This is a genomic window from Streptomyces sp. NPDC002265 (assembly GCF_040296125.1).
Taxonomy (GTDB): Bacteria; Actinomycetota; Actinomycetes; order Streptomycetales; family Streptomycetaceae; genus Streptomyces.
The window spans coordinates 1-13,294 of the sequence record NZ_JBEOWS010000277.1 but is presented as its reverse complement, the minus strand read 5'-3'; the positions used below and the strand labels follow the sequence as shown (position 1 = coordinate 13,294).

9 protein-coding genes and 1 pseudogene are annotated in these 13,294 nt (G+C 67.0%); 5 read left to right on the top strand and 5 right to left on the bottom strand.

Annotated features, from left to right (window positions below):
- Positions 1-778 precede the first annotated feature (778 nt).
- Positions 779-1,018 (top strand): hypothetical protein, encoded by a 240-nt coding sequence (locus ABT085_RS34405; protein WP_351617051.1) that lies wholly within the window; start codon positions 779-781, stop codon positions 1,016-1,018.
- A gap of 139 nt (positions 1,019-1,157) precedes the next feature.
- Here ABT085_RS34405 and ABT085_RS34400 read toward each other — a convergent pair.
- Positions 1,158-1,911, bottom strand: a pseudogene (locus ABT085_RS34400) (transposase family protein); the annotation flags it as partial.
- A gap of 618 nt (positions 1,912-2,529) precedes the next feature.
- Between ABT085_RS34400 and ABT085_RS34395 the strand changes: the two are divergent.
- Both ABT085_RS34395 and ABT085_RS34390 read left to right on the top strand, forming a co-directional pair.
- Positions 2,530-4,068: an ABC transporter substrate-binding protein gene (locus ABT085_RS34395; protein WP_502982868.1), complete on the top strand. Its 1,539-nt coding sequence runs from the start codon at positions 2,530-2,532 to the stop codon at positions 4,066-4,068.
- Positions 4,065-4,193, top strand: a complete 129-nt coding sequence (locus ABT085_RS34390; RefSeq protein WP_351617045.1) for a hypothetical protein — start codon at positions 4,065-4,067, stop codon at positions 4,191-4,193. The genes ABT085_RS34395 and ABT085_RS34390 overlap by 4 nt, the downstream gene beginning before the upstream one ends.
- 166 nt (positions 4,194-4,359) lie before the next feature.
- Here the strand turns inward: ABT085_RS34390 and ABT085_RS34385 are convergent, their stop codons facing one another.
- The gene (locus ABT085_RS34385; RefSeq protein WP_351617042.1) at positions 4,360-5,139 is read right to left on the bottom strand and encodes an MHYT domain-containing protein; all 780 of its coding nucleotides are present in this window, start codon (positions 5,137-5,139) and stop codon (positions 4,360-4,362) included.
- A 658-nt stretch (positions 5,140-5,797) separates the two neighbouring features.
- On the opposite strand from ABT085_RS34385, the gene ABT085_RS34380 reads away from it, so the two are divergent.
- A complete protein-coding gene (locus tag ABT085_RS34380; protein ID WP_351617040.1) occupies positions 5,798-8,146 on the top strand; it encodes a SpoIIE family protein phosphatase in 2,349 nt (782 codons plus the stop codon).
- A gap of 109 nt (positions 8,147-8,255) precedes the next feature.
- Here ABT085_RS34380 and ABT085_RS34375 read toward each other — a convergent pair whose 3' ends face one another.
- From ABT085_RS34375 to ABT085_RS34365, 3 genes are all read right to left on the bottom strand, one after another.
- Positions 8,256-9,857 (bottom strand): ABC transporter substrate-binding protein, encoded by a 1,602-nt coding sequence (locus ABT085_RS34375; RefSeq protein ID WP_351617037.1) that lies wholly within the window; start codon positions 9,855-9,857, stop codon positions 8,256-8,258.
- 224 nt (positions 9,858-10,081) lie between these two features.
- Positions 10,082-10,501 carry a hypothetical protein gene (locus tag ABT085_RS34370; RefSeq protein WP_351617035.1) on the bottom strand — a complete coding sequence of 140 codons (420 nt, stop codon included), beginning with the start codon at positions 10,499-10,501 and terminating at the stop codon, positions 10,082-10,084.
- A 281-nt stretch (positions 10,502-10,782) separates the two neighbouring features.
- Positions 10,783-11,862, bottom strand: coding sequence for an MBL fold metallo-hydrolase (locus ABT085_RS34365; RefSeq protein ID WP_351617032.1), 1,080 nt, complete (start codon positions 11,860-11,862; stop codon positions 10,783-10,785).
- A gap of 1,208 nt (positions 11,863-13,070) precedes the next feature.
- Between ABT085_RS34365 and ABT085_RS34360 the strand changes: the two genes are divergently transcribed.
- Positions 13,071-13,294: SDR family NAD(P)-dependent oxidoreductase (locus ABT085_RS34360; protein ID WP_351617030.1), on the top strand; the 224-nt coding region annotated here is incomplete at its 3' end.

Genomic DNA, 13,294 nt, shown 5'->3' with positions numbered 1-13,294 from the left:
GGACGTCTCGGCATAGCCGCGGCGCCAGAACAAATCCATGGCGCGGTCCACCGCCTGGTCGATGTCGAACTCCCTGGTACGAGCCATGGCGCCAGGGTAGCGCCCTTTATGGAATAGTCAATCAATTATGGTCGGTCTCACTCACCGGCGCCGTCTGCGCGGGCGAGGAGATGCTTCGGCGCTGCCCGGCCACGGCCGGGCAGGATCCGGTGAGGCGGGCGCAAGACTGCCTGACGGGTCATGCGCGCAGTCCGTGAGGGCACGATCGGCTGATCACGCTTGCCGGGCCGCGGTCGTCGCTGCGAGGCTCGCGGTGTCGGCCCGGTCGCCCTGGATGGAGGGTGCCGGGTGCGGACTGGCGGAGCGGCTGATCGATCCTGATCGGCTTCCTGCAGCGGTCCAGGCCCTTTGCTCCCCGGCGGAGGCCTGGAGCGCTGCAGGCCGCCTCATTCGCCCCCGCTGCCGTCGCGAGAAACTCCTGCCGCCGGACCGAGCCGCGACGGCGGGACGCAAACGGACACCTCATGTGCCGTCTCGCCCGGGACAGCCGCTCGTAGAGCTCGCGTCTCGGCCATGGAGGCGGAGGCACGAGCGGGACCGAAACCTCTCGGCCCTGGAGCCCCGCGTTCCGATCCTGTCGTCCCCCACGCAGGCGGGAGGCGAAGGAGGGTCCGCTCCCCGGTCGGTGCTCCCTGCCGGGAGCTGGCCCTTGATCCCATTCCAACTTCAGGCGACAGCCGATCGGCGCTGTGTCACGGACATCTGGTAGACCCTGGCCATGACGCTCGTGGCGGTGGTCGAGGGTGATGCGGGCGGATGGCGCATCGATCGGAGTGCGCTGACAGACGCTATTCGTGCCCGGTGGTCTGAGGTCGAGATCGACTCGATGCGCCGCAGCGAAGTGCGCAGCCTCATGTGGCAGTTCAAGACGGGGAACGGCCCAGGTGAGGCGTATCTGCACGAGGACGGTACCTGGCTGTACATGGATGTCTGGGAGGAAGACGCGATCTGGTGGTGATGGTTTTCCGCAGGCTGGTGTCCATGGGCCTTGACCTGGTGTTTTGCGATGAGGGTTACACCTTCGACGTTCGTGTGTGGGCTGGGACGACCGAGGCCGAATTGACGGATCTGGTGAATGCTGCGGGTTGACCGCAGCCCGTGGCGGCGAGCTGGAGGGCCAGGACGGCTTGGACGAGGCTCGTGATCCGGGTCGGCGAGCAGCGGAGTTTGCGGAGGAGGCGCCAGGACGTGAGGGTGGCGATGGCCTGCTCGACCAGTGCGCGGATCTTCGCGTGGGAGCGGTTGACGGCCTGGTGGCCGGTGGAGAGGATGTGCCATCGGCTGCGGTAAGGAAGACGGACCGTGCCGCCTGCACCCTGGTAGCCCTTGCCTGCCCAGCAGGTGATGTCGGCCTCGGCGAGTGCCTCGATGATGCCGTGCTCGCGCGCTGCCCGGACGTCGTGGACGGCGCCGGCCAAGGCTGGTGAAGCCCACATCAGACGCCCCTTCGGATCGGCTATCACCTGCAGGTTCATGCCGTGCTTCTTGTGTCTGCCCGAGTAGAACGGGCGATCGGCGGTGATTCGGTCGATGGGCAGGAGCGACCCGTCCAGGATCACGTACGCCTTCGTCGACGCCGCTCGTACGGCTTCGGTGAGGGTGGGGGCGAGGGCGGCCAGGAGGTTGACGGCCTTGGTGATGTATGGGTAGGCGGTGGTGGTGCCGATCCCGAATCCGGCCGCGAGCTGGGCGTAGGACTGGCTGTTGCGCAGATGGGCGAGGGTGAGCAGGGCCTGTCGGCCTGCGTTCAGGCGCCGCCACCGGGTTCCGAGAGCGCGGCGGTGTTCCCTCAGGCGGGCGGCGAGGAAGCGCAGGGCAGGACATGTCGACGCCGGACGGGTAGACAAGTATGGGAAGCCTCTGGTGGAGACGGTTCTCTTGGTCGAAAACCCATCTACCAGGGGCTTCATCTGTCTGTCAGCCCAACTGCCCGACAGGAAAGTGAAGTTGGAAAAGGCTCCGTGTTCCCGGGCACTCCGTATCCCCGCTGCACACCGAGCACGCCCGGCTTCGCCGGTCGAGGGCCCCGCAGAGCGACGGCCACCTACGGCTCCGAGCCTGCCGACCGCCTCCGTCAGCCGGCGCGATCGAGAGCGGGTACAGCCGCCGCCACTTTTTCGAATAGGGGTGCCATGCCTGATCCCGGGTGCACCGATGGGATGTGAAAGGCGCCCCCCTGTCGAGGTGCATTGCCGTTTTATCACATGCGCCACGGCGACTTCGCCGTGAGGTCTTCGATACTGCCTGTGAGTCACCACTTTCTGCCCAAACGATCCTGGCCGGACCGGCCACGGTCATTTCATGGGGCGACGGCTGATAGAACCCGATGCTGTGGGCGTCTGTGTCAGGTCTGCTGAGCAATGCATCCGGCATCACGCCCGTTCCGCGGCAAGAGCATGAATAACCAGAGCAGAGAAGAAGGCATTTCAAGTGATCAAGCACAGCAGGTGGACAACTTTGCCCATCTTGATGGGGCTGACGTCCGCATTGTTGACCGGCTGTGGGTTCGGCATCGGTTCGGACGGTGGTGCCGGCATAGTGATCGGGATGTCCGACGAGGTTATGGCGACCGACCCTGCATCCGGTTATGACCCCGGTTCATGGCTGCTTTTCAACAATGTCTTCCAGTCATTGCTCAGTTTTCCCAGAGGTGGTGCACCGGAGCCCGAACCCGACGCGGCCGAGAAGTGCTCCTTCTCAGATTCTCGTAGCCAAGTTTATCGATGCACCCTCAAGGACGGGCTGCACTTCAGCAACGGTGATTCGCTCACTGCCCAGGACGTGAAGTTCTCGTTCGACCGTCTGCGCAGGATCGACGATCCGGCGGGGCCGGCGGTCATGTTCCAGGCGCTCGACAGAGTGGAGGTGCCGGACGACAGGACCGTGGTCTTCCACCTCGACACGCCGGACGCCACCTTCCCCAGCAAGATCGCATCAGGCGCCGGATCCATCGTCGACCGGCACGAGTATCCGCCCAACGCGATCAGGCAGGATCACGCCGTCATCGGATCCGGGCCGTACACGCTGGACTCGTTCGACAAGAAACGGGCGACCTTCTCGGTCAACGACTCCTACAAGGGCAACGCGCAGGTGAGGAATTCCGGTGTAACTCTGGAGTTCTTCCACGGTCAGCGGGGCACCCTCAAGCAGGCTCTCACCGCCGGAGACGTCGATATCGCCTACCGCGGACTGAGCGCTCAGGACATCGCCGACCTCGAGAAGCGGGGCGGGAGCGGCGACATCGATGTCGCCGAGGGCAACAGCGCCGAGGTCCAGGACCTGGTCTTCAACATGGACGACCCGGTCGTGGGCCGTCTCGGAGTCCGTCGGGCGATCGCCTATCTGATCGACCGGAACGCACTGGTCGACCGCGTCTACAAGGGCACGGCCCTCCCGCTGTACTCAATCGTTCCGGCCGGCATCACGGGTCACAACACCGCCTTCTTCGATCGTTACGGTGCGGATCCCTCGCGCTCGAAGGCGGCTGAGGCCCTGCAGGCGGACGGCATCACCGGCAAGGTGAAGTTGACCCTGTGGTCCACCCCGACCCGTTATGGATCGGCGACGGACGATGAAGTCAAGGCGATCGCCGACCAGTTGAACGCCAGTGGTCTGTTCGACGCCCAGATGAAGTCCGTCTCGTACGGGCAGTACGAGAAGGACATCGCGGCCGGAAAATATGGGGTCTATGTCAAGGGCTGGCTTCCTGACTATCCGGACCCGGACAACTTCACCGCACCGTTCTTCGGTCCGGAGAACGTGCTGGGCAACAATTTCAAGAACGAGACCATCACGCAGCAGCTCATCCCGCGCACAGCGATCATGAGCGACCGTTCACGCACGGCGTCCGACTTCGACGAGATTCAGAAGATCGTGGCGGACCGGTTGCCGATGCTCCCGATCTGGCAGGCGAAGCAGTACGCGGTCGTTCGCACCGGCGTCGAAGGCTATACGTACTGCCTGGACGCCTCGACGGTCTTCCGCTTCTGGGAGCTCTACAAGCCGTGACAGCACGGTGGTTCGCCACGACGGTCCGGTCGGCGCAAGGCGAGACCACGCCGGTCACGCGACGGCTCGATCTGCGCGACCGCACCCATGCGGTGGCCTGCGCGATGCGGATGGGCGCTGCGTGAGGGGGTGCCGGATCTTCGATCCATCCGGCCGACGGGGAGCGGTCCGTTCATGAAGAAAGGTTTCCCTGTCCTTCGTGCCCTGGACTGGACGCGGCTCGTCCGCCGGTCGGCTGCCGACCGGCGGACGGGGCACGGCGATCCATCGCCGCCGTTCCTCACAGCAGTGTCAGCCACCGACGCGCAGCACGGGACTGGCCTCGACGACCAGGTCGTCACCAGTGGTCACGGGGACGGGCAGGCCGACGGCGGGCGCATCACCGGTCCGGCCGTCCATCAGCAGATACTCCGGCATCTCACGCGCGGCCAGTGGCGCGGGGGCGTCCCGCACGTCCTGGGCCGGAGTGATGTACAGGTTGAAGGCCACCGTGAGCGCCACCAGCGCCAGGACGGCCGTCACCGCGATGGTGAGGGTGGGGTCGTTCGGATCAGCGCCGGCCTGAGTGCCCGTGGGCGTGGATGACGCGGTCAACGCGGCGAGGTTCACGTACTGAGCCGCGCACAGCAGTGCCGCTGACAGCGCGGAGACCGCGACGGCCACCCGGTGCGCGACAACCGTCGTTGTCAGCCACAGGACAGCCGCCATGGCGATCGCCGTCAGAGCGATGCCGACCACAGCGATGCCGACGGACGTATGGAACCGCGCGGGCGCTTCGAGGGCGCTCGTGCCCAGAACGAACGCTCCGGTGAAGCCGGCCGTCATCACGGCGCCGGCGGCGACTGCCCCCGGCCGGGTGCGCCGTGTCTCGGCCAGGAGAAGACCGGGCGCCGTCGCACCGACACAGACCACCGCCGAGAGCTGGGTCAGCAGCGCGTCGTGGCCGATCGGCAGGTCGGACACGCCGAAACCGAGCAGGGCGATCACATTCGTGCCCCACAGGCCGGCACCGAGCGCCAGGGCCGCGAGAGCGAGCCATGAGCGCCCTGTATGCGCCCGGAAGCGAACCATGCAGGCCCACCCCTGGTAAGAGCCGACGCACATGGTCGTGAATGCGAGCACGGGAATGAGCACGTGCGCAGAGAAAATTTGGTGGCCCAAGGCCAGACTCCCACTCCGAACGAACAGCGCACCAGAACGGTGACGCGTGAGCCATCCCCTCTCGCCACGGCTGAGAGAGGTCCGCAGGCCCGGGTGGTCGTTGTCTGTGTCGGCCAAGCCGCATATTCGATCCAGAGCTTATGCAATCTGCCCAGGCCATGGACATTGTGACGGGACGGAGGGCGCCCGGAGAATAGCGAAGCGGTCAATAAGACTGCCCCTTGGGGAACTTCGCTTGGACCGAATTGGCGGCCGGGCTCCGCCGTGACGGGCGACGGGTCCGTCCCGCGGTCTTTCGGCCCGAGGGGGCGTGCTCACCCGTCGTGCCCGGGGAGGCACGGAGGCCGTGCCCGGGGCGCCGACGTGTCGCACGCAGATGTGGCGATCGTTTATCCGGTGACGCAGACTGGGCAGAGAGGAAATCAGTCTAATTCATGCATTTTACACCTACGCATATTGCGCCCATTCGACCGGGAATACCATGACCGCGGTTCAGAATGACAGAAATCCCTCGCCACGGCAGCCGGTCGGGCCTGCGGTCACGCCGGCCACGGCCCTCCTGGACGGCGTGGGCAACGTCATTGGGTGGTCCGAGGCCGCCGAGGCGCTGCTGGGCTATCGAGCGGACGAGATCCTGGACCGCCCCGTCGGCCTGGTGCTCACGCCCGGCGGGGAAGTGCCGCGCCCCGAGAACGGAGACTGGAACGGGGTCGTAGAGGTCCGCCACCGGGCCGGACACACCCTGCGGCTCGGGGTCCGCATGGGCGCGATGGGCGGCGCCGCGGGCCGTGCGTACTGGCTGATGACGGTCTTCGACCCGGACGAGGGCGCGCTGCCCGGGGTGAACCGGTCTCTGCTGGACGGCCTGCTCTCCCACTCACCCATCGGCATGGCCGTCATGGACACGGACCTGAGATACACCTGGGTCAACGAGGCTCTGGTGCGGACGTCCGGTGCGGCGGACCGGCTGGGGCGCACGCTCAGCGCGGTCTTCCCCTCCGAGCAGGCGGCCGCGGGTGAGGCCGCGATGCGCCGGGTCCTCGAGACGGGCACACCACGGATCGACTACGAGTACAGGGGCCCCATCCTGTCCGACCCGACCGGCGAGCACATGTACTCGGCGTCCTTCTTCCGACTCGAGGACGAGTACGACAAGCCCACCGGCCTGTGCTACCTGGTGATCGACATCACCGAACGGTGGCGCAGGCATCGTCGCGAGCTGATGCTGAGCAGAGCCCGTGCGTGCGGAAAGGAGCTCGATCCCGTCCGGGCAGCTCAGGAGCTCGCGGAGATCTGCGTGCCGGACTTCGCGGACCTGGTGAGCATCGACCTCGCCGACGCCGTGCTCCAGGGCAGTGAGATCCCCTGTGCCTCCGCACAGGGATCCGTCTCCCTGCGCCATGCCGGCCACCAGGCCGGCGACGGGGTGTGCGCGAGTTCCCTGCGAGGCAGGGGCGACGCGGTGGAGTACGGCCCGCAGTCGCCGGCCGTGCGATGCCTGGAGGACGGGAAGGGCGTCCTCGGGGCATCGGCTCACGCCGCGCCCGCAGCCCGGACCACCGAGAGCGCGCCCGGGCGCCCCCCGACGGGAGAGGAAGACGCGTTCCACCCGCCGATCATGGTCCCGCTGTGCGCAAGCGCTCTCTCGCTGGGCCTCGTCACCTTCCTGCGCGCCCGTGACAAGGAGCCTTTCACGCCGGAGGACCTCGCCTTCGCGGAGGAGTTGGCGGTCCACGGAAGTTCCGCGCTGGTCGCCGCGCACCGCTTCGCGCAGGAGCGCAGGATCTCGCTGTCGCTGCAGCGGAGCCTGCTCCCGGGGCGGCTTGGCGCGGACGAGGCGGCTGAGATTGCCTGGCGCTACTTTCCCGCTTCGCAGGAGGCGGGCGTCGGCGGGGACTGGGTCGACGCGATCCCTCTCTCCGGAGCCCGGATCGCGCTGGTGGTCGGCGACGTGGTGGGGCACGGCGTCAATGCGGCGGCGGCCATGGGGCGACTGCGTGCCGCCGTCCACACCCTGGCGGCCATGGACCTGCCGCCCGACGAACTGCTCGCCCACCTCGACGACTTCGTGACACGTATCTGCGCGGAGCAGCCATCGGGAACGCGCTGCGGCGAGGAGGGTCCAAGCCTCATGGGGACCCTGGGTGCCTCGTGCATGTACGCCGTCTACGACCCCGTCGACCGGACATGCGCGATGGCGCGTGCCGGCCACCCCGCACCGGTGATCACACGGCCGGACGGGACGACCTTCGTGCCCGACCTCCCGGTCGGCCCGCTGCTGGGCGTGGGGTCGGTCCCCTTCGAAGCCGTCGAGATGACGTGCCCCGACGGCAGCCTGCTGGCCTTCTACACGGACGGCCTGGTGGAGGACCGCAGCAGGGACATGGACGAGGGCGTCGCGCAGTTGCGTTCCCTGCTGGGCGACGCGGACGCACCTCTTGAACAAATGTGCGACGACGCGGTGGCGGCCCTTGTCTCCCGCCCGCTGCGGGACGACGCCGCCCTCTTGCTCGCCCGCACCGCCTCGTTCTCGTCCTCCGCCGTGGCGACCTGGGAGATCCCCGTCGACCCCGCTTATGTCAGGGAGGCCCGGGCACTGGCGGATCGGCAGCTCGAGGAGTGGGGTCTGGGAGACCTGCAGTTCACCACCGAACTCATCGTGAGTGAGCTGGTCACCAACGCCATCCGCTACGGGGCGGCACCGATCCGGCTCCGCCTGATCCACCACCGCGTGCTCACCTGCGAGGTGTTCGACGGCAGCAGTACATCACCGCGGCTGCGCCACGCCAGGACGATGGACGAAGGGGGGCGCGGGCTGTTTCTCGTGGCCCAGGCCTCGCAGCGGTGGGGCTACCGGTACACGGGTTCGGGGAAGTCGATCTGGGTGGAGCAGGTGCTGCCCCCACCGTGGCCGTGACTTCGGGCGGCGGGGCGGTGGCGGAGCAGACGGACGACGGGTGAGCGGTATCGCGGTACCGCCCTCCCGTCGTCGGGTCGCACTGCGCCGCCGACGACGCAGTGCGTGCTCAGTCGCTCAGGCCGTGGCCGAGTTCCCACAGCTGGAGCACGGAGGAGGAGTTGATGGCGTAGGCGACTCCGGTGATGTCGTCGCGTGCGGCCACGTACTGCTTGCCCTGCCACAGAGGCAGTACGGGGACGTCGTCGGCGACGATGTCCTGGATCCGGGGCAGTGTCTTCACGGTCCTGAGACGATCGGCGTCGCGCCTCATCTCGGGAATCAGTGACTGCTGGATGGTCTTGTTCGAGTACGGCGAGTTGAGGAAGTTGTCCTTGTCGAGGAAGGGCGCGACGAAGTTGTCGGCGTCGGGGAAGTCGGGGAACCAGCCCATGCCGTAGACGTCGTAGTCGCCCTTGCGTTCAGCGGTGCTGAAGTCCGCCCAGGGGGTGCCCTGGAGGGTGACATCGAACAGGTGGCTGGCATCGAGCTGCTTGCGCAGGATCTCGAACTCCTGCTTCGTCGCCGTTCCGTAGTGGTCGGTGGTGTAGTGCATGGTCAGTTTCACCGGAGTGGCGACGCCTGCCGCGTCGAGGAGGTTCTTCGCCCTTGTGATGTCGGGAGTGCCGTACTTGTTGAAGAACGAGTTGGAATGCCCGGTGAGGGATGCCGGGATCAGTGAGTACAGGGGCTCGGCCTGAGTGCCGTAGACCTTGGAGACCAGCTCGCCGCGATCGATGATCTGGGCCATGGCCTGCCGGACGGCCTTGGCCCTGACAGTGGGCGCGTCGGTGTTGAAACCCAGGTAGCGGATCTCCAGGCTGGGCATTTCGACGAGACTGACGCTCTTGTCGTTCCCCGCCTCGAGCTGCTCGATCTGGGCGGGTGACATCGTGCGTATCATCACATCGATATCGCCCCGGCTGATGGCGGTGCCCATGGCCTTCGCGTCGTCGAAGACACGCACCACGACCTGGTCGTTGTTCACCTCCAGGCTGCCTTTGTAGAGCGAATTCTTGGTGAAGGTGACGGTCGTGATGGCGTCGTCCGTCACCTCGGCCTTGAAGGTGTACGGGCCCGAACCGTCGACGGCGAAGCCGTCACGGAGCCTGTCTCCGTCGTAGTCCCTGGGGTTGACGATGCCCGCGACCGGAGTCGTCAGCTTGTACGGGAAAGTGGCGTCTGCCGTCTTGAGATGGAAGATGATCTCACGGTCGCCCCGGGTCTCGATCGTGCCGATCGTGTTCAGCAGTGCGGAGACGTCGGTGTCGGCCTTGATGCGCAGGGCCCGTTCGATGGAACTCTTCACGATGTCCGCGGTGATCTTGTCGCCGTCGGCGAACTGCAGGCCCTCGCGCAGAGTGCAGACGTAACGGTTGTCGCCGCCTCCGTCGAAGCCGCAGCGCTCGGCCGCCTCGGGCACCGGGGCCCCCTCGCCCTTGGGCTCGACCAACAGCGTCTGGACCGTCTGGCGCAGGAGGTTCCAGGAGTTGGTGTCGTAGGTATAGGCCGGGTCGAGGGGGGCCGGGGCGTCCTTGGTGGCCGTGAACCTGTCGGTGGTGCCGATGACGATGGTGGCGGCCTTGTTCCCGCTGTCGGAATCGCCGCACGCGGTGACAACCGGCGTGAGCAGGCCGGCGACTGCTGCCAGCACCCAGGTCTTGCGGTTCATGCTCTGTTCTCCAAGGGGCGTTCCGTTCCGGCCGCCCACATGTGCTGGCGGCGCGGCAGAGTGCCGGGCTGCGACTGTTGTTTTTGCGAAACGCTGGTGTGCAGTCACAGGAAGGCTCGCAGTCGTGCGAGTTGACCCCCGGGCATGTGGCGTGAGCTGGCATGGAAACGACACCGGCGATGTTTTGTTGATGCTTCAACTTTAGAGAGGGCTTTGAATGCCTGTCAATGCGCCCAGAGCCATGCCTGATTCGGCGGCCGCATTGTAGAATCCCCACCGGATGCAACAGTCGGATAGCTGCTCAATGGTGCTCGATCGGGTAGACGGAAAGCCTGAAAGGGCATGTCCGAAGACCAGAATTGATGGCCCCGACTTTTCGGTGACGGCTCTCGACGGGGACCGGGCAGGCCACCTCGGCCAGAGCGGCGACGCCTCATGGCCGGGTTCTTGAAAACGGGGAACGTCGCCTTCAGCGCGGACAGCGGCAGCGGCAGTACGCTCTTGATCTGTGCGGCGTCGATCGCGACCGCCGCGGCGGCGCGGTCCTGGCCGAGCAGCTTCTGCGCGATCACCCCGCCGAAGGAGCGGACGACCGTGATGGGCCGCGTCGGCAGCTTCGCGATCAGAACCGCACAGTGCTCCACGACGTCGTCGATGCCGTGCCCCGCGATGCCCTCCGGGTTCTGACGTGTTTGCTCGACGGTGTCCGGGTCGCTGGGCCGGCCGGGCGCGGACGGGCTGTAGCCCCGCTCGCCGAACAGGCCGATCCACGGCTGTCGGAGGTGTTGTGCAGTCAGAGCCCGTGGATGAAGGCCACGGGAACAGGAAGCGGAGCGGAGTCTTCTCGTAAGGGAGTGCCGACCCGGCATGTGCCCACGGAACCGGGAACCCCGGTGCTCTCGCACCGGGGTGACACCCCTGTGATTCAGGGCCGGACGCCGAACGGCCCGAGGACACCCGCGTCGATCCGCAGGGACTCCAGCAGGGTCCAGGCGTTGTCCTTGGTGAAGACGTCGGAGGCGGCGAGGACTCCGGCGTACTTCGCGGCCACCGGGGCGGCCGCGGTCTCCGCGACCGCGTCGAGGAACGTCCTGAAGATCGCCCAGGAGTTGCCCTGTGCGCCGTACTTGGCGAAGTACGGGCTCGGGTCGACGGAGTCGATCGCGGAGCGGGTACTGGCTTCCAGATCGTTCATGTACTGAATCTGCAGGGTGCCGTCCGCGCGGACTCCGAGGCGCCCGAGGTGGCCGCCGACGAAGGTCTGCCACGGGTAGTCCATCGCGATGCTCTGAGCCTTGATCCAGTCGGGGATGTCCTGGGAGACCGCGAGGTTCTTGAAGGGCACCCAGCCCGGATACAGGACGTCGACCAGCATCAAGGTGGCGTACTCGGGCGCGTAGACGAAGATGTTGTCGGGGGAGTGGTTGGGCCCGTGGTATGCCAGCTGAAGGGTTTCGCCGCCGACCTTGAGCTGGTACTTGTCGCGGAACGTGACCGTCGGCTGCGGACGGTTGGGGTCCGCCGCACGGGCCAGCAGACCGGCCGTCGCGGCGTGCGAGACCCGTGTGACGTCTGTTCCGAACAGACCGGCCGCGCCGATGTGGTCGGCGTGCGAGTGCGAATAGACCAGGTGCGTCACCTTGCCGGGCCGGCCGTTGGCCCGGGTGACGTCGTCGATCGCGCGGAGCAGGTTGTGCCCGATGGTCGGCGGAGCGTCGACGAGGACGACGCCGCGTGTGGTCGTCAGGAACATGGACTGGTAGTAGGAGTCGGTGACCCAGTAGAGGTTTCCGTCGATCCGGCCCACGTAGTAGCCGTCCGCGTTCGGGGTGGGCCCGACCGAGGAGGCGGGGATCGGCGCGAAGTCCGGCAGACCGTTGTCGTCGGCGCGGGCGGGTTCGGCCAGTGCGCCGACGAGGCCGACGGCGGCGGGGACGGCGAGGGCGCCAGCAGCGCCTTTGAGGAATCCGCGGCGGCCGGTCGGAGACGGGAGGTCGGCAGACATGGAGATCTGGTCGCCTTTCGGTTCGATGACAGGGAGAACGGATGGGATGGAACCGGGGGACTGAAGGGACGTCGCTCGGTACGGCGAAGGCGGCGTAGAAGCCAGGGCGGAGGACCCTTTCCTCGGGACGGCCGCCGACGATCCTGCGCTCCTGGCCGCACACACGGTGATCGCCGACGACGTCAGGACACCACCGCGTGCACAGCGTTCGCATCGGGGCCCCACCCCAGCAGGACGCCCTGTCGACAGCCGCCACAGACTGGGGTGAACACTGCGATGCGAGCCGCGCAAAGCCATGGCGAACACACATGGCCCGCATGACGGTGTGTGGTGGGGGGGGTGAGAACCCGGCACGACGAAGATGCCGGGTTCTCTTCCTGCCACGCCCTGTCCCCCCACGGGTCAGTGCGAGCCGGAAGCGGGCCGGGGCGGCCGAGTGAGGCGCAGCCGGCCGCCCCTCTTCAACCACGCATGTGTCAGAAGAGGTCCGCACTGTAAGCACGTAGGCGACCCGGGGAAAGGTTCACATCACGTGCACCTGTTGTTTCGGGCGGGCACAGAGTCTTCGTGCAGAGGCAGCAGCGGCGCGGCACCGGGCTCCGGGAGCTGCCTCCTGCCTGGGTGGGGCAAGGCCAGAACGACCAGAGACAAGGAGCGACGATGCCGCCCGAGGCCAGGCCGGCGCCCTGGGCGACATCGACGTCAGCACCGCGATGTAGCCGCCACCGGTGACGTAGGCGTCGACGTGGACCATGTGGACAGAGTCGCTGGTGCGCTGCCAGTAGGCGGTTCGGCACTGGCCTGGCGATACCCCCATGCAGCCGCTGTTGCCCCAGTAGACGTTGACCTGAGTGGCGCGGGCAGAATCTGTGTCGCCCCGGGGCAGTTGGACCGACGTACAGCTGCGCAGAGCTCTTGTTCCGGTGCGGCGCTGTCCGCAGGCGTGGCCTCGATCCGCCCGATGCCGCCGTGCCTGCCCGAAGGGGTGACGGAGGCCACTTCGATCAATGATTGAATGTTAAACAATTCCTGCTAGTGTTGCACTTGCAGGGAGTGCCGGAGGGTCCGATCGGGCGGTACGGCGGTTGCGGCGAGTGTCTCCCGACAGGCCATGCACGGCCCGAGAGGAGTCTCGGCGCATTGCTGCCAGCGCCTTCCTGGGGGCTCATGCCGTAATTATGTATTAATCAATCCAGAAAAGGATCGTCATGGAACTGCACCTCAAGGGCAAGGTCGCCGTCGTCACCGGAGCCAGCAAGGGCATCGGCCTGGCCGTCGTCGAGGGCCTGGTCCGCGAAGGCGCCAAGGTCGTGGCGGGCAGCCGCACCTCCACCCCGGAGCTGGACGCCCTGGCCGCCGCGCACGACGTGACCGTCGTGTCCGTCGACCTGTCCACCGCAGAGGGCCCCGAGACCCTGGTCCGTACCGCCGT

What these genes read in the sequence shown, in the direction of transcription:
- ABT085_RS34365 (WP_351617032.1), bottom strand. Translation starts at nt 11,862, where the DNA reads ATGTCTGCCGACCTCCCGTCTCCGACCGGCCGCCGCGGATTCCTCAAA.
- ABT085_RS34395 (WP_502982868.1), top strand. Translation starts at nt 2,530, where the DNA reads ATGGGGCTGACGTCCGCATTGTTGACCGGCTGTGGGTTCGGCATCGGT.
- ABT085_RS34405 (WP_351617051.1), top strand. Translation starts at nt 779, where the DNA reads ATGACGCTCGTGGCGGTGGTCGAGGGTGATGCGGGCGGATGGCGCATC.
- ABT085_RS34375 (WP_351617037.1), bottom strand. Translation starts at nt 9,857, where the DNA reads ATGAACCGCAAGACCTGGGTGCTGGCAGCAGTCGCCGGCCTGCTCACG.
- ABT085_RS34385 (WP_351617042.1), bottom strand. Translation starts at nt 5,139, where the DNA reads ATGGTTCGCTTCCGGGCGCATACAGGGCGCTCATGGCTCGCTCTCGCG.